This window comes from Streptomyces sp. NPDC037389 (assembly GCF_040636475.1).
Lineage (GTDB): Bacteria > Actinomycetota > Actinomycetes > Streptomycetales > Streptomycetaceae > Streptomyces > Streptomyces hesseae.
The window spans coordinates 1-21,467 of sequence record NZ_JBEZUS010000019.1 but is presented as its reverse complement, the minus strand read 5'-3'; the positions used below and the strand labels follow the sequence as shown (position 1 = coordinate 21,467).

Here is a 21,467-nt window from a genome sequence, read left to right as displayed (position 1 = left end):
CACCAGTCACTTTTCCGCTGTCGCATAGAACTGGCGCGCCCAGTGCCGGAGTTCCCCCACCGGACCGTCGCCGTGCTGGAGGCGGGGGTGGGGGAGATAGCGCTTGTTGTGCCAGATGGTGATGTCCTTGCGGACGTCGTGCGTGAGCCAGGTGAGGCCCGCACGGGCCAGGACGCGGGAGGCAAAGGCGATGGGTGGTTCGCGCAGGCGCTCCGGAACCGCCCAGGGCACCGTGATCGCACAGCCGACGAAGACGCGGAACTGCGTCCGCCACGGTCCGGTCGGCGTCGGGTTCACCCACATCCGCATCGACACCCCGAGCGCCGGGATCTCCGCCTCCGCCAGCACCAGTCCCAGCCCGAACTGCCGTACCGCGTAGTCCACCGGCACTATCCCGATCAGCGGGAGGCTGCGCCGGGCCCGTACCTTTGCCGTACGAACAGGGCCGTCCGTTCTCGCGGTGACAAGCTCCTTCGTATCCACGAAGCCGTGGATCGGGCCCAAGTGCCCGTAGTCGGAGATGTTTTCCGCCACTTCTTGGGGGTGGGTGTCGGCTTGCAGCGTGCGTTGCACAGGCACGCTGAAGCCCGGCTTCGGCAGCTCCGGTAGCTGCCAGTCGGGCGGCGCCCCCGTCGCGTCGTACCAGACGCAGATCATGCCGTTGACCTCGCACACCGGCAGCAACGTCAGTGACAGATCCGGCGGATGCGGCCCGTACGGCGAGCGGCGGCAGGTGCCGTCCGGGCCGTAGGCGAAGCGGTGAAAGGGACAGACGAGATATTCACCGTCCACCGTGCCGCCATGGCCCAGGTGGGCGCCGAGATGCGGGCAGTGCGGGCGGATCGCCCGTACCCGTCCCCCACGGGTGCGGTAGAGGACAACGTCCTCCCCCGCCAGCCGACGCGTGGACACCGTGCCGGCCTTCAGCTCACGAGTCGAGCTCAAACAGAACCAGCCCCGTGGATAGGGCAGCGGGGCGGGCGCATTCGGGTTCCCCTCCACATCACCATGCTGCCGCCCGTCAAGGTGACTCAAACAGGACTTTTGCGTATTTCAGTGGGATGTCGAGGCCTACGGCCGTTATCGGGGCCCGGGTGAGTCATGATGCGTAAGTTTCCTGCTCCCGAGGCCGAAACCACCCTGGCCTGGGATCGTCGTATGCGGTAGCGACGGAAGTACGGGAGGACGCATCCATGACGTACACGCGCCCACGGCCCATGGCGTGGCAGTACTGCGGCGAGCAGATCAAGCTCTGGCGAAACCTGGCCGGCGTCAGCCGCGAGACACTGGCCAAGGAGGCGGGATACGGCTCCGAAACGATCGCGTCGGTGGAGCAGGGGCGGCGAAGGCCCGCGATCCATCTGCTACAGATCGCCGATCAACTGTGCGGAGCGAAGGGGCTGCTGCGGGCGGCGGAGAAGTACCTGGAGCCGGAGCCGCTTCCGGAGCGCAGCCAGGACTACTTGCAGTACGAGGCGGAGGCGATCGCCATCAGCTCGTACCAACCCATGATCATCCCAGGGCTGCTCCAGACGGAGGAGTACACACAAGCGCAGATCAGCAACTGGTGGCCACCGCTAGACGACCAGACCGTAGAGGTACGTGTCGCGAATCGAATGAAGCGCCAGGCTCTACTGGACAAGCAAACGCGAGTGTTCAACTACGTGATCGGAGAACCCGCCCTCCGGCACCCGATCGCAAGCAAGGAACAGCACCAGCGGCAGTTGCACCACCTGCTGGCGATGGGGAAGCGTCGCAACGTGACGATCCAGGCTCTTCGTTTCGACTCTGCCCCCGTCGGCATCGGAGGATCATTGATCCTTCTCGAGACGCCGGAGCACAAGCATCTGGCCTACGAGGAGGGGCAACTGACCTCCGCCTTGACGGCCGATCCAGACATGGTCAGCCAGGCCGCACAGAAGCTCGCCCGCATCGCCCAGTTGGCCATGAGCCCGAACGAATCAGCAATCTTCATCAAGGAATTGGCAGACACGCAATGAAATGGTTCAAGTCGAGTTTCAGCGGCGGCGATGGCAGCGAATGCGTGGAGGTCGCCACCTCCCCGCACGCCGTCCACGTCCGGGACTCGAAGCTCGGGTCGCTCGGGTCCGACGACAGCCCCCGAATATCCGTCCCCAGGGCGGCCTGGGGAACGTTCCTTCACCACCCGAGCTTCGGGACTCGGGATTCGAGCGCCTTCTCTTAGGAATGGGAGGTGGGTTCAACCCACCCACCCTCCCTGTCTCTTGCACACCGGGATGACTTTCCGCAACCGAGTCGCGACGTTGCGCGCTCGCCGTGTAGCGTGCGCAGCAACAAGCGACCCCCGCCGGTGCTACCAACACCGAACGGGGGCCTGACCATCAAGATCGAAGGAAGTCGATCTCATGGCTATGGCCAACCCTAGCGCCGACGCGCGCCCCTACGCTCCCCCAATGGCCTCCCCCGGCTACGGAAAACGCTCCGCCCCCGGTCAGGCCCCACGCGACGCGGACACCTTCGCCCACCTCCCCGCTCGCGAGGCGTACATCGCCTCCCACATCGACCGCCTCCCCGACGGCGCGGCGATGGACGTGAAGATGCTGGCCAAGGAGCTGCCCTACGGGCAGCAGGCCCTCCGCACCGCCCTCAACAACCTCTCCGAGGCGGGCCACCTGCGCCGCGTCCGCGAGCCGGCCGACGAGGACAGCACCCAGTGGGTGTTCCGCACGTACTTTTCACGAACGGCGCGCAGCGACGCGTGGTGGGAGCGCTGGCTGAACGACGGCGACGAGCCGCAGCCCGACCCGAAGCCACAGCGCTCACCCGCCTACGATGCGCTCGCCGCCCTCGGCCGTACCGACGCCCGCCTCGCCCTCTCCGCGAAGGAGTGCGCGGCCCTCGAACCCCTCGCGGCGGAATGGCTGGCACGCGGCATCCCACCCGCCCAACTCATCGCCACCCTCACCGCCGGCCTCCCGTCCCCCGTCCACCACTCCGCCGCCTTCACCCGAACGCGGCTCACGGAGAAGATGCCGCCGGAGCCACCCCCCACGCGGACGCCGGCCGCCACCGCCCCGGCCCGCCGCATCATGGAGTGCACCTCCTGCCGCACCCCGGGCCGCCCGGAGGCCCTCTCCGGCGGGCTCTGCCGCCCTTGCCGGGGTCTGAACGTCCCGGACGCCGCCGGGCCGGGCCGGGCCCGGAGGAGCACGAAGCGGCCGTACGGGCCCACGTGGCCCGTGTAAGGGCCGGGCTCAGGCGCGCGGGACGCGGCTGAGCGCCTCCCGGGCGGCGTCCGCCACAGAGCCGCTCCACAGGCCCAACTCCTCCGCCCACATGGACACCTGGCTCAATGGCTGTCCGACACGGAGCGAGACACGCAGGAGCTGGGCGAAGGAGAAGTTCCGCAGCATGGTCACGAACCGCAGGTCCGTGCCGAGGTCGCCCCGTTTGATCAGCCTCAGCGCATCGGTGAAGGCCAGCCCCTCCGGCAGGTCGTCCCGCGCCAGGGAAACGCCATAGCCACGGAGATACCACGCCACCTCGCTCGGATCTGTCCGCAGCATCTCGGCCACCCGTACGACGTGGGCGAACGGAATGAGCTCCGCCGTGTGGAATCCCCACCACAGTGTTTCGTCCGTCAGCAGTTCCTTGTCCAGCCTTGTCGGTGCGGACGGGAACTTCAGCGGAATGTCGATGCCATAGGCCCGCAAGCGTTCGATGACTTCCTGGGGCGAACGGTCGGCGCCTTGGAGAAGATGGTCGTACATGACCCCCTTTCCCGGTCGCAGATAGCCGCTGAGGTCGCTCAGCAGCCCGATGTCGTCGGGGTTCGCATCGGCCGGGAAGACCGAGGGAGTAGTGAAGCCCAGGTAGGCGAGCTCGGCCATCAATTGACCCGGGGGAATCCCCAGCCTGCGGGAATTCTCGAGCACCTGACCCGGTGAGATCGACTGCTCATGCCTGCGCCATGGCGACTTCCCGTTGGCGCGTTCACTCAGCAGAGCCGTGGTCCTGTCATCCGGCCGGTCCGGCAAACCGGTCGCGTCATAACGCAGGCCGTACGCGGCGAGCCTGGCGCACACCTCGGGGACCGGAATGTCCAGCGCCCGGCTCGCCTTGGCGATATGGCCGGGAGGAACGATCTCATCGGGGTCCAGCCACCCGCTTCCGTCGCCTTCGTCACCCGGGTCATGACGGACCAAGGGGTCGTGCGCGGCTGCCGTCGCAAGGGTCACCACCGCCTCCCGCACCGGGACGCCCAGGTCTCTCCAGCACGCGGCCGCTTCCTCTGATCCCACTCCCATGATTCGTGCGGCGCTCCGCAGCTCCGCCACGGTCACGGGCCGGTCCACTGCCCGTATGCCCAGCTCGGCGGCGCGCCGGGCAGCGGACCGCCAGGAGATGCCGAGCATGTTCGCCATGTCGATGGACCGTCCGAGGAGCTTGGAATGTCCCATGACTCCGACGTTCCAGTGCCGGTAGCGGGCGTCCCCCCTCCTGGAAAGCAGTAGGTCGTCGGAGGGGAGGGCCGGGCGTACCCGTACGTCCTGGATCTCCGGGCAGACCTCCTCCAGAGCCGTCAGCGCGGCGTTGGGTCCATGGGCGATGATCCGCCAGAGCAGGATGTGGTCGGGTGGCTCTCCGATGATGTTCGTCCAGGGCAGGTCCCTCAAGGTGTCGCGCCGGTCGTTCGTCCCGAAGGTCCCCGCGGGGAGAATCTTCATGTCGGCGGGGAGACATCCGGCCGTGGCCATGTCGATCCGGTGGCCCTCGTACTCCAGGACACGGCCCGCCTCGACCGCCGCCTTTGTGAGCAGGTCCGCCAGGCACGTGCTGGAGTCGGCGAGACGGCAGATCCACTCGTAGCGGGGCAGCGGCTCATCGCTCGCGAGCAGGCTCTTCAGGGCCTGCCCCAGGAGGTCGCCCACTTGTCCCGACACGTCGTCCAGAATCCGCGACCGGTCGACCGAGAGCCGTCCGGGAGCGTGCGCGCCGGAGAGGTTCACGACCGCCCCCGCCAGCCCCGAATGGGTGCGCGCCGTGAGCACACCCCGCCGGGTCTCGGGCTGGACGACCAGCCCGTCCACGAACAGCCCGCCCCCGCGCTCGCACCAGAACACCTGCACGCCGTCCGGCGCCTCCGCCCACTCCACCAGCGTGCCGTGGACGTTCAGCCCGAAACGCTCCTGGTCCGGTGCCCTTCTCGCCGTGAGCCGACCGGCGTCCCACGTACTGCGCCGGTCGCCGTGCCAGGCCTCGGTCGGGAACTCGGCGATTCCCAGGACCCTTTCGAGGACCGTGAGGCATGACCACCTCTCGTCCACGTCTCTCAGATAAAGCCGGACCTGGGTGCCGGCCTCCTCTCCGCATTCCGCCAGCCGCTCGATACGGAAAAGGTGCCCGGGGCCGAAGATGGACACCCGGAGCAGTGGCCCGAGCCGCCCCTTCGCGTCCATACGGCACGTGGTGACCCGGATTTCATCCGCGAGCATGAAATAGCTCAGCACCCCGATGCCGAAACGGCTGTTGGGGAACAACTCCACCGGAGGAACGGCCTCCGACCACCCCGCCCGTTCCTGCTTGAAGTCGAGCTGATCGACGAAGCGCGAACCCGCCTGGGAGAAGACGCCGCGCAGTTCGGACTCGCCCATGCCGACGCCGTCGTCCCGGCATTCGACGTACTCGCGGCCGTCGTCGTCCTCGCCCTGCTCGAAGGCGATCCGGCCGTCGTACGTGTACGTGGCGTCGCGCGTGCGGTCCAGGTACTGCGTGCGGGCGCGCCGGTAGCGGCAGGCGTCCAGCGCGTTCTGGTAGAGCTCGCGGACGGCGAGGTCGCGGTCGCGGTAGAGCTGGACGCCCATGAGGAGGTCGCGGACGCGGCGTTCGTCGAGGCGGAAGCTGGCCCAGCCGGTGAAGACGCCTTCCGCCGGGGTCACCCCGTCCGCCGACAGGCGGGTCGGGAGGGCGGGCAGGGGCTGGTTGACGCGATCGCGGACCGTTCGCCGCACGGCCGCAAGGAGTCCGTCCGTGCGGTCCGTGTAGGCGCGGAGGCCTTCGATGACGGCTTCGTGGTGGCATTCGGCGTGCAGCACAGGGAGGTCGTGGGAGTCGCCCCAGCGGGATCTCTCCAGCGTGCGGCGGAGCTGGTCGAGGTCGACGGGGTGGGGGATGCCCAAGTGCTCCACGACGATCTGCGGCAGGGCCGTGATCTCACGGCTCGCGCCGTGGGCGAGGGTGAGGAGCAGGGCGAGTCGCTGATCGCGGATGCGCTGGGGGCCGCCGCCTCGTACGCCGGCCGCATCGTCGGCGGGGAGTTCGTCGAGGTATTCGCGGTTGCAGACGTCGGGGCCACGGCGGAGGCCGTGGAGGAGGCGGCAGATCCGGCGGGGTTCGAGAGTCTCCCCGAGCGCGGCGGCCGGGTCGCCGATCGTCTCCCACAGCGTCCGGACCGTTACGGCGTCCGAGAACTCTTCCCGCAGCGCCAGCCACCGGTGGAACAGCCACCAGCCGATGGGTTCCGCTGCCTCGGGGTGCTGGAGGGCGCGTTTGACGAGCAGGTCGTGCCCCTCGGCGAATACTTCGAACGACGCTCGCTCGTGGCCCGGCCCGGGTTGCCGGTCCAGGCGCGTCGGGGCGACCAGTGCCCGTAAAGAAGCCGCCAGTCGCAGGGACTGCACGCGGTACACAAACGGCGTCAGGACGAGGAGGACCGCCTCCGCCGGGTAGAGATCGAGGCAGCGCTCGGGCCCAGGCTCTCCCAGCAGCCACTCCACGCTCTCCGTGAAGCGCGGGACGACGCCGTCGTCCCACCACGGATCGTCGGCGAGCTCGTGCTCCGCCTCGTCCCGGAGGCGGGCCAGGGCCGCGACGGTCTCGGCGACGCGCTCGCGGAAGAAGGCCACGTCGCGATCGCCGGGTACGTGGCGCCATGCCGTCGAGCGGATGGCGAGGTCCACCCAGCCGTCCGCAGTGGGGGCCGAGGGGGAGGCTTGTCCTCCGATGTGGATGTTCTCCGCCATGTAGACGACTTCGGCTTTGGAATCTCTGAACTCGTTGTTCGTCCAGCCCTGTTGCACGCGTTCCGCCCTCCCCACAACAGTGGGGATCCAGCGTAGAAGCGGGGGCGCCTTCGGCTGCGATACGCACAGACTCGACCAGGAATCTACACACCGGGGGGCAGTAACGACCTTGCAGCGTTAGGTACTTGGCAATACCGGACGCGCGCTCGCGACAGCCCCAGCCGATCCGTAAAGTCTCTCTTGGCGCGCCGAGCGCGCCCCCCTACAACGAGGAATCGTCTGCACGTTGGGCCGGTCGAGGGCCCAATAACGGGTTCCTCCGGCGGCGGTCACCGGATTTGGCCGCGTCGCATGAAGGGGGGCGCCAGTGGGGCGTCACCGGAGGATTCGTCCGTCGATCTGGAAGCGCATCGCGCGGAAGGTGAGGGGGTGGATGCCCGGTCGATGACCGAAGGCCGGACGGTGATCGGCAATCCTCAGATCGAGTGAGGACTCCCGATCAACGAACCGTCTGCTTCGGTTGGCCCTCGTCACGGAGTATCCGGCTCCTGGCGGGGGCCACTTCGCGTCCCACCGTACCGGCTCAACGCCCCCCGCGTACACCACCTCAGTGCACGATCCCCCTCCAGGGCTCGCCCTCCCCCGCCATCACATACGCCCCCGCCTCCAGGCGGGCGATCAAGCCGCGTGCCCAGCGCTCGCGCGCCTCCGCGATGCCCCGCCACAGCATGCCGATCTCGGCGATGTGACCCCAGTCCTCGCCCTCGCCCGGGGTCCAGCGGCGGTCGATGTCGGCGCGCCATTCCTCCAGTGCGGTCACTCGCTGCCGGAGCAGCGCGATGGCCTCGGCGCGCGGCAGGTCGACCAGGAAGCCGATGCCCGCCGTCAGGACGTCCGTCTTTTGGTCGTGGGCGATCAGGGCCGCCCGCAGCAGGGTGAAGTACTCCGCCTGGCCCGCCTCCGTCAGTTCGTACTCCGTGCGCGGGGGGCCGCCCGCCTCGCTGGGGGCGGTGTCGTGGGCGACGAGGAGGCCCTGCTTGGCCATGGCCTTGAGCGCGTGGTAGATCGAGCCCGGCTGGGCGCTCGACCATTCCTGGGCGCCCCACATCTCCAGGTCGCCGCGGACCTGGTAGCCGTGGGCGCGGCCGTGCTGCCGGACCGCGCCCAGGACCAGCAGCCGGATGGCCGACATCTTCGCCTCGGTCTTCTCTTCGATCGCCCTTGGGCAATCCAGCCTAGGCGTCCGCGCCCGGCCCAGGCGGCCCCGCCCGGCCTAGGCGGCCCCGCCCCGCTCCTCGGCCACCAGCTCGAAGGCCGTCTTCCCGTCGATCGTCTCGCGGATGATGTCGGCATGGCCGGCGTGGCGGGCCGTCTCCTCGATGAGGTGGAGCAGGAGCCAGCGCATGGACACCTCGGCCTTCGGGAACCAGGGAGCCTCCGGCAGGGCGAAGGTGTCCTCCAGGCTCGGCACCCCGCGGACGAAGCTCTCGGTCTCCGCGACAACGGCCTCCCACCGCGCGAGCTGGCCCCCCACCGTCTCGTCCTCGATCAGGCGGAAGCTGTCGGGCCAGTTCGACTCGTCCCGCTTGATCAGCGGCTCCAGGCCCTGGGCCCGGCGGACCCATCCCTGTTCGACCTCCACGGCGTGCTTGAGCAGCCCGCCCAGGGACAGCTCGCTCGCGCTCGGCCTCGTCTTCGCCTGCTCGTCCGTCAGGCCGAGCAGCGTGCGCCGCAGGCCGCCGCGCTGGGCCTCCAGGAAGGCCAGCAGCGTGGCGCGCTCGTCGGAGAAGTCCTTCTCGATCACGTGCGTGGGCATGGGGTCCCGCCTTCCGTCCGTCCTCCGTTCGCCCCCGGTGGGGTGCGACGGATCAAAGGTAGGAGCGATCTAGGTCAGGGAGCGTCCTAGATGGACGAGGGCGCGTGAAGCGTCAGAACGGGAAGTTGCTCCGTCCGTGCTGGATCGAGATCCACTTCGTCGTCGTGAACGCCTCCACCATCGAGTCGCCGTTCAGCCGTCCCACGCCCGAGTGCTTCTCGCCGCCGAACGGCACGATCGCCTCGTCGTGGACGGTCGCGTCGTTGACGTGGATCATCCCGGTCTCGATCCGCCGGGCCACCCGGACGCCGCGTTCGATGTCGCCGGTGTGGACGGCGCCGCTCAGCCCGTACGGCGTCGCGTTGGCGAGCCGTACCGCCTCGTCCTCGCCGTCGAAGGGGATGATCAGGGCGACGGGGCCGAAGATCTCCTGGCCCAGGATCGGGGAGTCCGCCGGCAGCCCCGTGAGGACGGAGGGGCCGACCAGGGTGCCGTCCGTCCGGCCGCGCAGGAGGGCGGTGGCGCCGTCCGCGACGGTCTGGTCCACCAGGCTGGTGATGGCCTCCGCCTGGCCGGAGTTGATGAGGGGGCCGATGTGCGTAGCCGGGTCGCCGGGGTCGCCGACCTTGAGGGTCCGTACCTTGGCGACGAACTTCTCGGTGAATTCACGCTCTACGGACCGGTCCACCAGCACACGGTTGGCGGCCATGCAGACCTGCCCCTGGTGGATGAAACGGCTGAAAACAGCGGCGTCCACGGCGTAGTCGACGTCCGCGTCGTCGAGGACGATCAGGGCGCTGTTGCCGCCGAGTTCGAGGATGGTCCGCTTGAAGTGCGAGGCGGCGACGGTGGCGACATGGCGGCCGACCTTGTCGGAGCCGGTGAAGGAGATCACCTTGGGCACGGGGTGCTCTATGAGCGCGTCGCCGATCTCCGCTATGTCGGTGACGACGACGTTGAGGACGCCACCGGGGAGGCCGGCGTCCTCGAAGAGCTTGGCGACCAGGCCGCCGCCGCATATCGGCGTGTTCTGGTGGGGCTTGAGCACCACGGCGTTGCCGAGGGCCAGGGCCGGGGCGACGGACTTGATCGAGAGGAGGAAGGGGAAGTTGAAGGGGCTGATCACCCCGACGACCCCGACCGGGACACGGTAGAGGCGGTTCTCGCGGGTGTCGTCCGGGGCGGGCAGGATGCGTCCCTCGGCACGCAGCGCGAGCTGGATGGCCTCCCGTAAGAACTCTCTGACCAGGTGGAGCTCGAAGGCGGCCTTCACGGCCGTGCCACCGCACTCGGCGGTGATGGCGGCGGTCAGCTCGGGCTCGTTGTCGTCGATGATGCGCAGGGCCCGCTCGAAGACCAGGCGGCGGCGGTACGGATTGACGGCCGCCCAGGCGGGCTGGGCGCGCTCGGCGGCGCGATAGGCCTGGTCGATCTCGTCGACGCCGGCGACCGTGATCGAGGCGAGCTTCTCACCGTCGTAGGGGTTGAAGTCGACGATGTCCCAGGAGCCGGTGCCGGCCCGCCACTCGCCGTCGATGTACTGGGCGCCCAGCGTGTCGAAACAGGAGCCGTAGGTGTGCCGGGGGCCGTGCGATGCGTCAGTGCCGTGCGTGCCGTCGGACATGCGCCATCCCGTCTGCGAAATGCGGGGCGCCCGGGGCGCCCGTCATGAGGTGCGTCGAGTGCGTCGAGTGCGTCGCTTTGGCGCACCGCTCTTTCATGCCGCTCCGTGTCGCGTCCATGTCGCGCTACTGAGACGTCATCGTACTGATGTGTCACAGGAGTTGAAGACGTCGCGCAATCAGATCGCGGGTCTCCTCCGGGGAGAGGCTGTCCTCGTGGAGGCGGTCCATGACCCGGCCGTACTGGGCCACTTCCTCGGCCTTGTCGAGGTAGAGCGCGCTGGTCAGCTGCTCCAGGTATACGACGTCGGAGAGGTCCGACTCGGGGAAGCGCAGCATCGTGAAGGCGCCGCTCTCGGCGGCGTGTCCGCCGTGCGCGAACGGCATCACCTGGAGGGTCACATTGGGCTGCTCGGAGATGTCGGCGAGGTGCTGGAGCTGATTGCGCATGACCGTTTCGCCACCGTACGGGCGGTGCAGGGCCGCCTCGTCGAGAACGGCGTGGAAACGGGGCGCGCGCTCGGAGAACAGCAGCTTCTGGCGCTCCATGCGCAGCGAGACCCGGCGTTCGATCTCCGCCTCGTCGGCATTGGGCTGGCCGCGTACGACGACGGCGTGGGCATAGCCCTCGGTCTGGAGCAGGCCGTGGACGAACTGCACCTCGTAGATCGAGATGTCGGAGGCGGCGCCCTCCAGCCCCACATACGTCTGGAACCACCCGGGGAGCACATCGCCGTAGCTGTGCCACCATCCGGCGACATTGGCCTCGCGGGCGAGGCCCAGCAGCGCCTCGCGCTCGGAACCGTCCGTGACCCCGTAGAGGGTGAGCAGATCCTCCACATCCCGCGCCTTGAAGCTCACCCGGCCCAACTCCATACGGCTGATCTTCGACTCGGACGCTCGGATCGAGTAGCCGGCCGCCTCGCGCGTGATGCCGCGCGACTCGCGCAGCCGCCTGAGCTGTGAGCCCAGGAGTATGCGTCGCACCACGGAACCGCTCGACTCGCTCGTGGCCATCTCTGGGACCCTTCCTCTTCCGGTCCTGTTCCGGTCTGTCGTTTCCGCGCCTCTCTGAGGGCGACCCCCGCTACCCCCGGCGCCGAAGTCTGCCATCTTCGGGCTTCGTTGAGTGCATGCGCGGTTACGGAGACCAGCCACGGGCAGGAGCCCTACCGCAGGGGGCGTAGGGAGAATTGCGCCCCAACCCCCCTGTGCGCTCCCAAATCCACCGCGTGCACGTGCATCTGCCCTTGCATCCGCCGGGCGCATTGGCAACCATGGAGCTCGCACACGTGCACGTCACGTACTCGACTGCCAGGAGTGCCTCGGATGGGTACCGAAGGATCGACTGTGCTCTCCCCCTTATGGAGAGGGCTGCCTACGATCGACTCATCCACAGCCTCCACCTCGGTCTCCTGTTCGCTACCGCCTCACTTCGAAGCGGTCGGAAGCGCTCGGAAATTCACCCGGTCCACGCTCGATCGATGGGATCTGATCGGTCTCTTTGACGAGGTGGCGCTCGTCGTCAGCGAGCTGGTGACCAACTCGATGCGGTACGCGATACCGGCGGCGGCGCCGATGGCCGCACCGGCGGCCGCCGAGCGGGCCCTCGGCGATCGGGCCCTCGGCGAGTACGAGACGCCCGTACGCCTGCATCTGATGCGCTGGACCTCGCGGCTCGTGTGCGCGGTACGCGATCCCAGCGAGTCGGGTCCGGTCGTGGGCGAGGCCGCCGCCGGGGACGAGTGCGGGCGCGGACTGTACCTGGTCGAGTCGTTCAGCGACGCGTGGGGCTGGCACCCACTCGCGGGCGCGCTGCACGGCAAAGTCGTCTGGGCTCTGTTCCGGCTGCCACGCGACCGCGACTAGATCACGGGGTTAGTCGCGCAGCAGGTAGTCGAATTCGCCGTCCTTGATGCCCAGCACCATGGCTTCGATCTCGGCGGGTGTGTACACGAGCGCCGGACCGTCCGGGTGGCGGGAGTTGCGCACGGCGACCCCGCCACCCGGCAACTTCGCGAACTCCACGCAGGAGCCCTGGGAGTTGGAGTACCGGCTCTTTCGCCATTCGACATCTTCGATGTCCGAGGCGGCCATGCCGTTGTGCGCCTGGGGCACTGGACTCTCCCGGATCATTGCAGGGGGCATCCTCATCCACTGAACACGGATTCGAGGATGGCAACTGCTCCGGATCATAGCCGCGTTCATGTGCCTCTGCATGAGCCGATGCACGTGCACTCAGGGTGTTCCCGCCACTACTTCACGGCTTCTTCCCGGAAGATGAACGTCCGTCCGGTGAGGCTCCGGAATACGGGAGCAGGGCCATCTCCCGGGCATTCTTGATCGCCCTGGTGAGCTGCCGCTGCTGGCGCACGGTGACCCGGGTCACCCGGCGACTGCGGATCTTCCCCCGGTCCGAAATGAACTTCCGGAGGAGATCGGTGTCCTTGTAGTCGATGTAGGTGATCCCGGCGGCGTCCAGAGGATTCCGGCGGGGGGTCCGGGTCGGCTTGTCGCGGCGTTTGTCACGGTGCTTGGGGGCGTCGGGGCGATTGCCCATGGGGGTCCTTTCGGGGAATCGGAGGGCTGGGCCCGCAGTCAGGAGACCGGGTCCAGGAGCTCGTCGAAAGCCGGGGGCAGCCGGCGCCACGCGTCCGGGCCGCCCGCGTACTCGGCATCCGTGAGCAGGCACGACTCCAGCAGTGAGCGGAGCCCCTCGCCGTCCAGGCCGGGCGAGGTGAAGGTGAGGTACTGGGAACGGTCGCCGTGCTCCGGGTGCCAGTCCAGGGCCGCCGCCACGCGACGCTCGGCGGGCACCATCTCCCAGGCGGCCTCCGGCAGCGCGGCCAGCCAGGGCCCGGCGTTCTCGACGCACAGGGCGCCGCCCGCCGCGTCCCACGACAGCAGCGTGTCGGGCCGGTCCGCCAGCCAGAATCTGCCCCGGCTACGGGCCGCGGCGCAGGTCAGGTCCTCCAGGGCGGCGTAGAGCCGGCCGGGGTGGAACGGCCGGTCGCGGTGCCATACGAGCGTGGCCACGCCGTGCGCGTCGGCGGCCTGCGGCAGCAGCGCGCAGGCAGGGTGCTGGCGTGCGGCGGCCGCGTCCACGTCGAACCCGGCGACGGCCGCGGCGGCCAGCTCCACGGATTCGGCCGGAATGCAGCGGGCGGTGGGGACGAGTTGGTGCAGCAGGGCGTGGTCGCTCTCGTCCGCCGCCTCGGCGCCGTGCGCCAGGACCAGTACGGGGACGTACTCCAGCTGCCGGGCGAAGGTGTCGCCCACGGTGCGCCGGTCGGTCGGGGCCGCGGCGATCCCGGCCTCGGCGAGGTCGTCGCCGTTGGCGAGCGTCGGCAGCACCAGGGCGGGGTCGACGGCCGTGAATACCCCGGAGAGCCGGGTGTCCGGGCCGCCGTACCCGGCGACGACCTCCGCCATGGCCTTGGGCTCGACGGAGTCCCACAGCTCGACGACGGCCAGGCGGTGGCCGCCGAGCCCGGCGAGGCGCTCCAACTCGGGGATCAGGTCCTCGCGGAGGGCGCAGCAGGCGCAGTCGTTGACGAGCGGCGTCGCGCCGTCGTCGAGCGTGCCGGAACGGTCGCGCACGGTCCGGCGGACGGTGCCGGTGGTGGCCGCCGTCGACAGGTCGTGGTGGAGCGCGACGGAGCCCGGGACGGTGCGGAGGAGGCTGTCGACGGCGGCGCGGCGGGCATCGGCGTGGATGCCGGCGACGAGGACGACGGGCAGCGTGCGCATCAACGGCTGTCCTCGCGGCCGCCGTTGCGGATGTCGTTGCGGCCGCCGTTGCGGCTGTCCTCGCGGCTGTCGTTGTGGCCGTCCTCGCGGCTGCCCTTGTGCTTGCCGTAGCGGCGCTCGAAGCGCTCCACGCGGCCGGCGGTGTCCAGGACGCGGGCGGTGCCCGTGTAGAAGGGGTGGCTCGCCGAGGAGATCTCGACGTCGATGACGGGGTAGGTGTCGCCGTCCTCCCACTCGATCGTCCTGCCGCCGGTGGCGGCCGCAGCGGCTGCGGTGGAGCGGGTGAGGAAGGCGAATCCCGCGGCGCGGTCGCGGAAGACGACAGGGCCGTAGGGCGGGTGGATTCCGGGCTTCATGGCGGTCAGCGCTCCTCTCGGAAGGTCACGTGGCGGCCGGCGACAGGGTCGAACTTGCGGAGTTCGAGGCGGTCGGGGTCGTTACGGCGGTTCTTGCGGGTGACGTAGGTGTAGCCGGTGCCGGCGGTGGAGCGGAGCTTGATGACGGGGCGTAGGTCGTTGCGGGGCATGGGGCTACTATACAGAAATGGTTTCCATTTTCATTAAGGTGATCAGGAGGTCCCGGACATGTCCGCGCACTGCCGGCTGACCGGACGGAGGCCCGGCTTCGGCAACTCCGTCTCCCACTCCCACCGCCGCACGTCGCGCCGTTTCGACCCCAACGTCCAGCGCAAGCGGTACTGGCTCGCGAGCGAGGGGCGTTCCGTACGGCTCACGCTCAGCGCGAAGGGGATCAAGACCGTGGACGCGATCGGCGTCGAGGCAGCCGTGGCCCGCATCCGGGCCCGGGGAGGAAAGGTCTGATGGCCAAGAAGAGCAAGATCGCGAAGAACGAGGCCCGGAAGATCGTCGTCGCGCGCTACGCGGCACGGCGGGCGCTGCTGAAGGCGGTCATCCGCGATCCGCGCACGACGGCGGAGGCGCGGCAGGACGCGCAACGCGAGTTGCAGCGCCAGCCGCGCGACGCGAGCGCGACGCGGGTGCGGAACCGGGACGCGGTGGACGGGCGGCCCCGGGGATACTTCCGGGCGTTCGGGCTGTCGCGGGTTTCGCTGCGGGGGCAGGCGCATGCGGGGTATTTGCCGGGGGTGCGAAAGGGGAGTTGGTAGCCCGGCTGCCACCGGGCGGGGCGCTTTCGGGGCGGACGCCCCTGGGATGTCCGGCAGTTCGGCACCATCGGGCTCGGCGGTGAGGGTTGCTCGTCGTCGCAGCGGGGGGAAGGTACCCCAGTCCCGCCCCTTCCCGTAACCGGGCCGCCCCCGGACCCCCCGGGGTCCTGGGCCCGGCGGCCCCGATCCGGGAGGCTTCGCCACCGGTTCCCAGGCGCGGTCGGGGGCGGGGGCTTGCCCACGGAAACGGTGAAAGGGCGGGGATGGGGCGCCCTCCCCCGCCGCAGCGGCGCTCAGCCACGGGTGGCGAGCCCGGCGGTGCCGTACCCGCAGGCCCGCGAGGGCTAAGGCGGCGGTAGCAGCAGGACTTCGTCCACGTAGCACCAAGCCCACGTCTCGCCCGGTTCGAAGGACCGGGCGATGTCGTGGCCGGCGTTTTCCCCGGCGTGGGTGGTCGCGTGGTGGTGGGGGGAGCTGTCGCAGCAGCCGACGTGGCCGCAGGTGAGGCATTCGCGGAGGTGGACCCACGTCGCGCCGATGCGCAGGCAGTCCTCGCAGCCTTCCGTCGTGCTCGGGGTCACCGTGGGCGGGACCCGCGCCAGATGGGTGCAGGACCGGTCCGTCGGGCGGCCTTCGAGGTCCGCGGCGACCCGCCAGGAGAGCGGCTCGGTCATACCTTCGAGCGTAGGCCCCTCCGCGCCGGGGCGAAAGCCGAGGTCACGGGGATTGTCAGTGGGTGCTGGCAGACTCCTTCCCGTGAGCCGGGTGCGGACACGGGCTACGGGGGTGTCCGTATCCGCCCCTGCTCACCACCGTCCTCACCACCCGCCCTCACCACCCGCTCGTTCGGGCGTCCCCATGCCCCCGTGCAGCCCATTTCAGCGGGCAGCGCGGCGCGGCGCCTTGCACGATGGCCGTGTTCCTCACATGCCTCACCCGTCGCCCCACCCGTCGCGCACCCCAGGGCAGGACCGTGATGACCCTCAGCCTCGAGCAGCTGTCCCGTTGCACCGTCGCCGTCGACCTCGGAGCCTCCAGAACTCGCGTCTACCTCAAGGACAGCGGCCTGATCGTGGACGAGCCGAGCCTCGCCGCCGTCAATTCCCGGACGGGGTCGCTGATCGCGGTGGGCTCGCTGGCCGGGGGGATGGCCGGGCGGACGCCGGAGCACATCAAGGTCGTACGGCCCATCTCCGGTGGCACGGTGGTCGACATCGACATGGCCCAGCGGATGCTGCGCTTCCTGGTCAACGACAAGATCCGCCGGGCCTGGCGGCGCAAACCGATGCTGCGGGCCGCCGTCTGCCTGCCGCACGACGCCGAGCCGATCGCCCAGCGGGCGGCCGTCGAGGTGCTGAGCGCCCTGGGCTCCCGCCGCGTCGAGCTCGTCGACACGCTCATCGCCGCCGCCGTCGGCTGCGGGCTGCCCGTCGAGCGGCCGGAGGCCACGATGATCGTGGTGTGCGGCGCCGCCTCCACCCAGGTCGCCGTGCTCTCCCTCGGCTCCATCGTCGCCGCCGAGAAGGTGTCGATCGGCGGGGACGCCATCGACTACGCCGTCATCCAGCACCTGCGCAGCGTCCACGAGCTGATGCTGCCCTCCCAGGGGCTCCACCCGCTGCACCTCGCGCTCTACGACCCGGCGCGCATGGGCTGCGAGGCGGAGGTGCGCGGGCGCGACGTGGCCACGGGGCTGTCGCGCACGGTGCTCGTGAACACCGCCCATGTCCGCGAGGCCATCCACACACCGCTCACCGCCGTGCTCGACGCGATCGGCCGGGTGCTGCGCGAGTGCCCGCCCGACCTGGTCGCCGACCTCGCCGAGCGCGGCATCATGCTCGCGGGCGGCAGCGCGCGCCTCCCCGGGCTGGACACGATGATCGAGCAGGCCACGGGCATGGTGGTCCGTATCGCCGACAATCCCGATGTGTGTTCCGTCATCGGGCTGGGCGCGATGATCGAGGGAAAGATCAAGCCACTTCACCTCGACGCGGCGCACAACTGACCCCCCGCCGGTCCCCTTGGGAACTTCTTTACCCGTCTCAACAGTTCTGCCAGTGCATCCCCGTATTCACAAGGAGTTTTACGCACATGGCGCTCTGGGACCGGCTCAAGGATTCCGCCACCACTATGCAGGGCCAGCTGCTGGCGAAGAAGAACGAGCTCAAGAGCGGCGCATTCCGTGACGCGAGCATGGCAATGTGCGCCCTGGTGGCGGCCGCTGACGGTTCGATCGACGCTTCCGAGCGACAGCGCGTCGCTTCTCTGATCGCCACGAACGACGTTCTGCGGAACTTCCCCGTCGACGATCTCCAGGCCCGTTTCAACGACTACTGCCAGAAGCTGTCGGCCGATTTCGAGTTCGGCAAGGTCAGCGTTCTCCAGACCATCGGCAAGGTCCAGAAGAAGCCGACCGAGGCGCGTGCCGTCATTCAGATCGGCATTGTCATCGGCGGCGCCGACGGCGACTTCGACAAGACGGAGCAGGCCGTCGTCCGCGAGGTCTGCTTCGCGCTCGGGATCAACCCCGCGGAGTTCGACCTCTGAGGACGCGACGGCCGTTCCGCGTGGCGGCACGGCTGTGGGTACCTGTGGGTACGGCTTCTGACGGGATTCCGTCGGAGCCGTACCCGCCGCCTTGCCCGCCTCCGTCCGGCCCCGCCACCGTGTACGGGTGGTGGTCGAGGGCTTCACCTACCTCCCTGTCGGCCGCGAGCTGATCGCGGTCGCCCGTCCCGAGGCCGCGCTGCGCGCCGGCCCCACGGGCGTACGGTCCCTCACCGGGGCCGACCTGTCCGCGCTCGACGCCTTCCTCGCCGACGAACGGCTCACCCTGGAGCCGCTCGCCCCCGCCCGTACGGCCGTCCCCGAGCTCGCCCTCTTCCATCAGGTGCGCGGCACCGAACGCCACCTCGACGAGCTCGCCGTCCGGCTCGGCACCCTGCCCGGCATCGACACGGCGTACGTGAAGCCAGGGGCGCTGCCCGCCGACCGGGGGCGTGCGACGACCGGTACCCCTGATCTCAGTCCCCGCCAGGGCTACCTCGGGCCCGCCCCCGGCGGCGTGGACGCCCACTGGGCCTGGAGCCGCCCGGGCGGCACGGGCGAGGGCGTGGGCGTCGTCGTGGTGGACGCCGCCTGGCACCTCGGTCACGAGGGGCTCGGCCGCAAGCTCACCGGCATCGTCGCCGGTACGCCCCTGGACGACCCGGCCTGGCGCAACCACGGCACCCACACGCTGGGCGTCATCGGCGGCGACCGAACCGGCTCCGGCATCACGGGCATCGCGCCCGGCGCCCTCACCGCCGCCGCGGCCTTCCCCGGCATCGGCACCGCCCGCGCCGTCCTGGCCGCGGCGGACCGGCTCCCGCCGGGCGGGATCGTCCTGCTCCCGCTGCACCGGCCCGGCCCCCGCCACGGCTGGGCCGCCCGCGACGACCAGCGCGGCTGCCTCCCCCTGGAGTGGTGGCCCGACGACCACGCGGCCGTCCGCCACGCTACGGCCAAGGGCGTGCTCGTCGTGGCCGCCGCCGGGAACGGCGGGGAGTCGTTGGACGACGCGCTGTACGAGGTACGGCCGGACGGGTTTCCGGCCTGGTGGCGGAATCCGTTGCGGCATGTGGATTCCGGGGCTGTCCTGGTGGGCGCCGGTGCCCCGCCGCCCGGCACCCACGGCCGGGACCACGGCCCCGACCGCTCCCGGCTCGCCTTCTCCAACCACGGCGGTCGAGTGGACGCCCAGGGGTGGGGTCACGAAGTCACCACCACGGGCGGCCGGTGGGACGGCCCCGGGGAGCTGCGGGACGGCCCCGACGAGGCCCGCTGGTACACGGACGTCTTCTGCGGCACGTCGGCCGCGGCGGCGGTGGTGGCGGGGGTACTGGCGTGCGTGCAGGGGTTGTTGCGGGGGGTGGGGAGGGAGTCCCTCACTCCCGGTGAGGCTCGCGTTCTACTGCGGGGGACTGGGGCGGAGCCGCCGGGTGAGGACGGGCGGATCGGGAATCGGCCCGATGTGCGGGCGGTGGCGGCGGCGTTGGGCCTGGGGGCGGGGTCGGAGGCGGGGCCTGTGGCGGTGCCGGGGCCTGTGGCGGTGCCGGGGGCGCCGGTTGGGCGGTGCGGGATGCGGTGACTTGCCCCAGCCCCGCCCTTTCACCGTTTCCGAGCGGGGCCTGCGGCCCCCTCGCGCCCCCGCTTTCGGGGGCTCCGCCCCCGGGACCCGGTCCTCAGACGCCGGGCGGGCTGAAGTCGGCCCCGTCCGGCTACGCCGAAAGCGGCATCGCCACCGGTACTCGCTCGCGGTCCGACGTCCACGTGCCCAGGGCGATCTCGGCCGTGATGCCGGGGCCGAAGCCCGCGATGATGCCTCGGGCGGCATCGTCCGCGCCGCCGTCCTGGAACATGCGCTCAAGGGCGTCGAAGATGACCGCGCTGGCGATATTGCCCCGCTCGGTGAGCGTCTCGCGGCTGTAGCGAAACGTTTCTGGAGCCAGGCCGAGGTAGTGGCTGAGGTCGTCCAGGATGCGGGGGCCGCCGGCGTGGACGATGTAGAAGTCGAGCTCGGAGACGTCCCACTGGTGCGGCTCGGCCATGTCGCGCATGGCCGGGGCCAGCATGGCCATCGTGCCCGGGACCCGCTTGTCCAGGATGAAGTGGAATCCCGTGTCGCGCACCCCGTAGGAGATCCACTCCTCCGTGTCGGGCACCAGATGCGAGCCGTTCCGCTCGATCCGTACGCCCGTACCGCCCTCGCCGCGCACCACCGCGCAGGCGATGGCGTCGCCGAAGAGGCCGTTGGAGAGCAGATTGCCGACGCCGAGGTCCGTGGGCTGATAGAGCAGCGAGCAGAACTCGCAGGCCACGATCAGGACGTTCGCCTCCGGGTAGGCCTGGCAGAAGTCGTGCGCGCGGTTGATGGCGGCACCGCCCGCCGCGCAGCCGAGCTGGGCGATGGGGAGCTGCCGGGTCTCGTTGCGGAAGCGCATGGTGTTGATGAGCCACGCCGTCATCGACGGCATCATGAAGCCTGTGCAGGACACATACACGATCAGGTCGATGTCACGCGGCGTCAGCTCGGCGTGGTCGAGCGCGCGCCGTACGACAGCGGGGACACGGGCCTTGGCCTCGCGCTCGTAGCGGGCGTTCCGCACGGTGAAGCCGGGGTGTTTGAGCGTGTCCTCGATCGGCTGCACGAGGTACCGGGTCTGCACACCCGTATTGCCGATCAGCCGGAGCGCCAGCTCCAGCTGGGGGTGATCCGCGTGCAGCGTGCGCGCGAGATCGAGGGTCTGCTCCCTTGTGATCACGTGCTCGGGGACAGCGATGGCCGGTCTGCACAGTGTCGCCATGTCGGCCTCCCAGTCGCGGCGCTCTCTCGCAGTCGCGGCGCTCTCTCGATGCCCAGGGCCGCCGAAATAGCGCGCCAGCCTATGTCCAGTGCATGCCGCATCGGGAAACGCGCCACACATATGCTCTGAAAGTTCACCCGAAGAGCGGACTTATCTCCATAAACGGAACTTACGTTCATCGAACATACAGGGAGTCCGCAGGACCCGCACGGGCTACTCACAGAACACACGCCGCGCCGGGGGGTCCGGTACGTCCCGGACCGGACCCCCCGGCGCGTTCACCTGCCCGTCAGTCCTTGATCTCGCAGATGACCGCGCCCGACGACAGCGACGCACCCACCTCCGCCGCCAAGTCCTTCACCGTGCCGGAGCGGTGGGCGTTGATGGGCTGCTCCATCTTCATGGCCTCCAGGACCACGACGAGGTCGCCCTCGTCGACCTGCTGACCGTCCTCGACCGCGACCTTGACGATCGTGCCCTGCATCGGCGAGGTCAGCGAGTCGCCCGAGGCCGCCGCGCCCGCCTTCTTCGCCGCACGGCGCTTGGGCCGCCCGCCGCCACCGGCGGCCGGGGCGCTGCCGAAGCTCGCGCCGAGCGAGGACGGGAGCGTGACCTCCAGCCGCTTGCCGCCGACCTCGACCACGACCGTCTCACGGCCCTCGGGCTCGTCCTCGTCCGCACCGGCCGGAGCGACGAACGGCTCTATCGCGTTGGTGAATTCGGTTTCGATCCAGCGGGTGTGGATGTGGAACGGGTCGCTGGTGAAGGCCGGGTCGGTGACGACCGCGCGGTGGAAGGGGATGG

22 protein-coding genes and 1 pseudogene are annotated in these 21,467 nt (G+C 70.0%); 9 read left to right on the top strand and 14 right to left on the bottom strand.

Features of this window, described 5'->3' with window-relative positions; genetic code table 11:
• Positions 1-6 precede the first annotated feature (6 nt).
• Positions 7-945, bottom strand: coding sequence for a Rieske 2Fe-2S domain-containing protein (locus tag AB0E98_RS30270; protein WP_361708811.1), 939 nt, complete (start codon positions 943-945; stop codon positions 7-9).
• A gap of 248 nt (positions 946-1,193) precedes the next feature.
• Between AB0E98_RS30270 and AB0E98_RS30265 the strand changes: the two genes are divergently transcribed.
• From AB0E98_RS30265 to AB0E98_RS30255, 3 genes are all read left to right on the top strand, one after another.
• Positions 1,194-2,000, top strand: a complete 807-nt coding sequence (locus AB0E98_RS30265) for a helix-turn-helix transcriptional regulator (protein WP_361708808.1) — start codon at positions 1,194-1,196, stop codon at positions 1,998-2,000.
• Complete coding sequence (locus AB0E98_RS30260; RefSeq protein ID WP_361708805.1) at positions 1,997-2,206, top strand: DUF397 domain-containing protein; 210 nt, start codon at positions 1,997-1,999, stop codon at positions 2,204-2,206. Before AB0E98_RS30265 ends, AB0E98_RS30260 begins: the two co-directional genes overlap by 4 nt.
• A 229-nt stretch (positions 2,207-2,435) precedes the next feature.
• Positions 2,436-3,227: a hypothetical protein gene (locus AB0E98_RS30255; RefSeq protein ID WP_361708802.1), complete on the top strand. Its 792-nt coding sequence runs from the start codon at positions 2,436-2,438 to the stop codon at positions 3,225-3,227.
• 9 nt (positions 3,228-3,236) lie between these two features.
• Here AB0E98_RS30255 and AB0E98_RS30250 read toward each other — a convergent pair whose 3' ends face one another.
• From AB0E98_RS30250 to AB0E98_RS30230, 5 genes are all read right to left on the bottom strand, one after another.
• Positions 3,237-7,004, bottom strand: a complete 3,768-nt coding sequence (locus tag AB0E98_RS30250) for an ATP-binding protein (protein WP_361708800.1) — start codon at positions 7,002-7,004, stop codon at positions 3,237-3,239.
• A 607-nt stretch (positions 7,005-7,611) separates the two neighbouring features.
• Positions 7,612-8,196, bottom strand: coding sequence for a helix-turn-helix transcriptional regulator (locus AB0E98_RS30245; RefSeq protein ID WP_361708797.1), 585 nt, complete (start codon positions 8,194-8,196; stop codon positions 7,612-7,614).
• 81 nt (positions 8,197-8,277) lie between these two features.
• Positions 8,278-8,820 carry a DinB family protein gene (locus tag AB0E98_RS30240; RefSeq protein ID WP_361708794.1) on the bottom strand — a complete coding sequence of 181 codons (543 nt, stop codon included), beginning with the start codon at positions 8,818-8,820 and terminating at the stop codon, positions 8,278-8,280.
• 112 nt (positions 8,821-8,932) lie between these two features.
• Positions 8,933-10,444, bottom strand: a complete 1,512-nt coding sequence (locus AB0E98_RS30235; protein ID WP_361708791.1) for an aldehyde dehydrogenase family protein — start codon at positions 10,442-10,444, stop codon at positions 8,933-8,935.
• A gap of 151 nt (positions 10,445-10,595) precedes the next feature.
• Positions 10,596-11,459, bottom strand: a complete 864-nt coding sequence (locus tag AB0E98_RS30230; protein ID WP_361708789.1) for a helix-turn-helix transcriptional regulator — start codon at positions 11,457-11,459, stop codon at positions 10,596-10,598.
• Positions 11,460-11,771: 312 nt separating this feature from the next.
• Here AB0E98_RS30230 and AB0E98_RS30225 point away from each other — a divergent pair, with 312 nt between their 5' ends.
• Positions 11,772-12,311: an ATP-binding protein gene (locus AB0E98_RS30225; protein ID WP_361708787.1), complete on the top strand. Its 540-nt coding sequence runs from the start codon at positions 11,772-11,774 to the stop codon at positions 12,309-12,311.
• A gap of 9 nt (positions 12,312-12,320) precedes the next feature.
• On the opposite strand, the gene AB0E98_RS30220 is transcribed toward AB0E98_RS30225, so the two are convergent.
• The 5 genes and pseudogenes from AB0E98_RS30220 to rpmG form a co-directional block, all read right to left on the bottom strand.
• Positions 12,321-12,560: a DUF397 domain-containing protein gene (locus AB0E98_RS30220; RefSeq protein WP_229355464.1), complete on the bottom strand. Its 240-nt coding sequence runs from the start codon at positions 12,558-12,560 to the stop codon at positions 12,321-12,323.
• A gap of 142 nt (positions 12,561-12,702) precedes the next feature.
• Positions 12,703-13,002 carry a 30S ribosomal protein S18 gene (gene rpsR / locus AB0E98_RS30215; RefSeq protein WP_361708784.1) on the bottom strand — a complete coding sequence of 100 codons (300 nt, stop codon included), beginning with the start codon at positions 13,000-13,002 and terminating at the stop codon, positions 12,703-12,705.
• Positions 13,003-13,040: 38 nt separating this feature from the next.
• Positions 13,041-14,192 carry a GTP-binding protein gene (locus AB0E98_RS30210; RefSeq protein ID WP_361708781.1) on the bottom strand — a complete coding sequence of 384 codons (1,152 nt, stop codon included), beginning with the start codon at positions 14,190-14,192 and terminating at the stop codon, positions 13,041-13,043.
• 86 nt (positions 14,193-14,278) lie between these two features.
• Positions 14,279-14,548: pseudogene (locus AB0E98_RS30205) on the bottom strand (type B 50S ribosomal protein L31); the annotation flags it as partial.
• 5 nt (positions 14,549-14,553) lie between these two features.
• Positions 14,554-14,718: a 50S ribosomal protein L33 gene (rpmG, locus tag AB0E98_RS30200; protein WP_361708779.1), complete on the bottom strand. Its 165-nt coding sequence runs from the start codon at positions 14,716-14,718 to the stop codon at positions 14,554-14,556.
• 58 nt (positions 14,719-14,776) lie between these two features.
• Between rpmG and rpmB the strand changes: the two genes are divergently transcribed.
• Both rpmB and rpsN read left to right on the top strand, forming a co-directional pair.
• Positions 14,777-15,013 (top strand): 50S ribosomal protein L28, encoded by a 237-nt coding sequence (gene rpmB / locus AB0E98_RS30195; RefSeq protein WP_361708776.1) that lies wholly within the window; start codon positions 14,777-14,779, stop codon positions 15,011-15,013.
• Complete coding sequence (gene rpsN, locus AB0E98_RS30190) at positions 15,013-15,318, top strand: 30S ribosomal protein S14 (RefSeq protein ID WP_361708773.1); 306 nt, start codon at positions 15,013-15,015, stop codon at positions 15,316-15,318. Before rpmB ends, rpsN begins: the two co-directional genes overlap by 1 nt.
• A 344-nt stretch (positions 15,319-15,662) precedes the next feature.
• Here rpsN and AB0E98_RS30185 read toward each other — a convergent pair whose 3' ends face one another.
• Positions 15,663-15,992, bottom strand: a complete 330-nt coding sequence (locus tag AB0E98_RS30185; protein WP_361708770.1) for a UBP-type zinc finger domain-containing protein — start codon at positions 15,990-15,992, stop codon at positions 15,663-15,665.
• Between the two features lie 302 nt (positions 15,993-16,294).
• On the opposite strand from AB0E98_RS30185, the gene AB0E98_RS30180 reads away from it, so the two are divergent.
• From AB0E98_RS30180 to AB0E98_RS30170, 3 genes are all read left to right on the top strand, one after another.
• Positions 16,295-17,323, top strand: coding sequence for a rod shape-determining protein (locus AB0E98_RS30180; protein WP_361708768.1), 1,029 nt, complete (start codon positions 16,295-16,297; stop codon positions 17,321-17,323).
• An 86-nt stretch (positions 17,324-17,409) separates the two neighbouring features.
• Complete coding sequence (locus tag AB0E98_RS30175) at positions 17,410-17,865, top strand: TerB family tellurite resistance protein (RefSeq protein WP_311614854.1); 456 nt, start codon at positions 17,410-17,412, stop codon at positions 17,863-17,865.
• 127 nt (positions 17,866-17,992) lie between these two features.
• Positions 17,993-19,447, top strand: a complete 1,455-nt coding sequence (locus tag AB0E98_RS30170) for a S8 family serine peptidase (RefSeq protein WP_361708765.1) — start codon at positions 17,993-17,995, stop codon at positions 19,445-19,447.
• Positions 19,448-19,577: 130 nt separating this feature from the next.
• On the opposite strand, the gene AB0E98_RS30165 is transcribed toward AB0E98_RS30170, so the two are convergent.
• Positions 19,578-20,663, bottom strand: coding sequence for a type III polyketide synthase (locus tag AB0E98_RS30165; RefSeq protein ID WP_361708763.1), 1,086 nt, complete (start codon positions 20,661-20,663; stop codon positions 19,578-19,580).
• A gap of 289 nt (positions 20,664-20,952) precedes the next feature.
• Positions 20,953-21,467 (bottom strand): biotin/lipoyl-containing protein (locus tag AB0E98_RS30160; RefSeq protein WP_361708761.1); only part of this gene is annotated, 515 nt, incomplete at its 5' end.

Excerpts from the sequence above, each read along its gene's own strand:
- rpsR (WP_361708784.1), bottom strand. The coding sequence starts at position 13,002 with ATGGGCAATCGCCCCGACGCCCCCAAGCACCGTGACAAACGCCGCGAC.
- AB0E98_RS30165 (WP_361708763.1), bottom strand. The coding sequence starts at position 20,663 with ATGGCGACACTGTGCAGACCGGCCATCGCTGTCCCCGAGCACGTGATC.
- AB0E98_RS30255 (WP_361708802.1), top strand. The coding sequence starts at position 2,436 with ATGGCCTCCCCCGGCTACGGAAAACGCTCCGCCCCCGGTCAGGCCCCA.
- AB0E98_RS30185 (WP_361708770.1), bottom strand. The coding sequence starts at position 15,992 with ATGACCGAGCCGCTCTCCTGGCGGGTCGCCGCGGACCTCGAAGGCCGC.
- AB0E98_RS30265 (WP_361708808.1), top strand. The coding sequence starts at position 1,194 with ATGACGTACACGCGCCCACGGCCCATGGCGTGGCAGTACTGCGGCGAG.
- AB0E98_RS30230 (WP_361708789.1), bottom strand. The coding sequence starts at position 11,459 with ATGGCCACGAGCGAGTCGAGCGGTTCCGTGGTGCGACGCATACTCCTG.
- AB0E98_RS30260 (WP_361708805.1), top strand. The coding sequence starts at position 1,997 with ATGAAATGGTTCAAGTCGAGTTTCAGCGGCGGCGATGGCAGCGAATGC.
- AB0E98_RS30225 (WP_361708787.1), top strand. The coding sequence starts at position 11,772 with ATGGGTACCGAAGGATCGACTGTGCTCTCCCCCTTATGGAGAGGGCTG.
- rpmB (WP_361708776.1), top strand. The coding sequence starts at position 14,777 with ATGTCCGCGCACTGCCGGCTGACCGGACGGAGGCCCGGCTTCGGCAAC.
- AB0E98_RS30240 (WP_361708794.1), bottom strand. The coding sequence starts at position 8,820 with ATGCCCACGCACGTGATCGAGAAGGACTTCTCCGACGAGCGCGCCACG.
- AB0E98_RS30180 (WP_361708768.1), top strand. The coding sequence starts at position 16,295 with ATGACCCTCAGCCTCGAGCAGCTGTCCCGTTGCACCGTCGCCGTCGAC.
- rpsN (WP_361708773.1), top strand. The coding sequence starts at position 15,013 with ATGGCCAAGAAGAGCAAGATCGCGAAGAACGAGGCCCGGAAGATCGTC.
- AB0E98_RS30175 (WP_311614854.1), top strand. The coding sequence starts at position 17,410 with ATGGCGCTCTGGGACCGGCTCAAGGATTCCGCCACCACTATGCAGGGC.
- AB0E98_RS30250 (WP_361708800.1), bottom strand. The coding sequence starts at position 7,004 with ATGGCGGAGAACATCCACATCGGAGGACAAGCCTCCCCCTCGGCCCCC.
- AB0E98_RS30210 (WP_361708781.1), bottom strand. The coding sequence starts at position 14,192 with ATGCGCACGCTGCCCGTCGTCCTCGTCGCCGGCATCCACGCCGATGCC.
- AB0E98_RS30235 (WP_361708791.1), bottom strand. The coding sequence starts at position 10,444 with ATGTCCGACGGCACGCACGGCACTGACGCATCGCACGGCCCCCGGCAC.
- AB0E98_RS30245 (WP_361708797.1), bottom strand. The coding sequence starts at position 8,196 with ATGTCGGCCATCCGGCTGCTGGTCCTGGGCGCGGTCCGGCAGCACGGC.
- rpmG (WP_361708779.1), bottom strand. The coding sequence starts at position 14,718 with ATGCCCCGCAACGACCTACGCCCCGTCATCAAGCTCCGCTCCACCGCC.